A 1351-nucleotide genomic window follows, 5' to 3' on the forward strand; every position below is an offset into this window, starting at 1 on the left:
CACCGCGAGCATGGGCGGGGCCTCGAAGCCCTCCGGGAGCGGGGGCATCGGCGGACGTTCGTACGCCGAGGGCGGCCCTGCCGGGGCCGGTGCGACGGGCTCGGCCAGGAGGCCGGCCGCGATCGGCGGGAACTCGGGCTCGTCCTGGGGAGGCTCCGGCTCGGGGGCGGATCCGGCGGGGGTCCGGGTGAGCGGGGAGCCGACCGGCGGCTCCTGGCGCAGCACGGAGGGGAAGGACACGGGCGGCTGGCTCAGCGGCTCCGGCACCAGCGGGGGGACCGGGGCGAGCTTGGTCACGACGCGGGGCACGAACGGCGTGACCGTCGTGTCCTCGGCGGGCTCGACGTACTCGCCGGCGGACAGGCGCATGGCCTCGTCGTCGTGCGGGGTGATGTGGCGCCGGCGCGGGTCGAAGAGCCACTCGGCGTGACGCGTGTGGCCGTTCCACACGAAACCGAGCTTGATCCGCCAGAGGTTGTCCTCTCGCTTGGCGGAGTCCCAGTCGATCTCGTCGGCGGGCACGCCGCGCCGGGTCAGCCGCTCGGTGACCAGCTCGCCCAGGGTGGGGCCGGGTGCGGTGGCGTCGGGCAGCCGCACGGTGCAGCGCTGCGCCTGCTGGGCCATGTACTCGCGCTCCTGGAGCACGGGCCCTTCGAACCATCGCACCCGCTCGACCGGGATGCCCGCGGTGGCGGCGATCTCCTCGGCGGTCTCGCCGGCGCGGATCCGGGCCTGGATCTCCTTGGGGCGCAACGGGCTCTCCACTTCGATCTCGTACTGGCCGAGACGGGAGAAGTTGCCGCGGACGGCAGCACGGAGCCGGTCGTCGACGGGCAGCGTGAACCGGGTGCCCCGGCCGGCCGTTGCCAGCACGAGATAGGTCCCGTCCTCACTCACCGCGACGAGTCGGAGCTCCTGCATGCGAGTCCCTTCGTCGTCGTGCTCAATCTTCCCCCGGACCCTTGAGTGTCTCGCGTGTGCCGGTTGCCTGCCAGCACCGTACCCGGCATGTCCGAACATAGCCTTGCCGGAGAGGGCTCGCATCGATGTGACGCCGGTCACATTTGCTCCATTCGTCCGATTGAAGGACATTCGTGCGGAGCAGTGGATTCGGGTCCCCGACGGATTCTTCCGAATAATCTCCGGCCCCGTCGCGGACTTCGGGCAAGAGCCGGCGAGCGACTGAGACGGGGAGGGCGGAGAAGCGGGGGAAGCCGGGGCGGAGGGCAAGGCGGGCGAGGAAGGCGGGGAGGGCGGGGCAGGCGGCTCGACCGGCGTGCCGGTCCCGCCCGCCGTACCCTCCGCCCCGCCCTCCGTCCTGTGGTCCCGCGCGGTGTCCGGCGCGGCGGGA

The 1351-nt window shown here is 72.8% G+C and carries 1 protein-coding gene; it reads right to left on the reverse strand.

Going from position 1 to position 1351, the window contains the following annotated elements:
• On the reverse strand, nucleotides 1-921 hold a 921-nt coding region (gene sepH / locus ACWJ6R_RS36395; RefSeq protein WP_449066557.1), incomplete at its 3' end, for a septation protein SepH.
• Nucleotides 922-1351: the final 430 nt, after the last annotated feature.

It is taken from the genome of Planomonospora algeriensis (assembly GCF_977012225.1).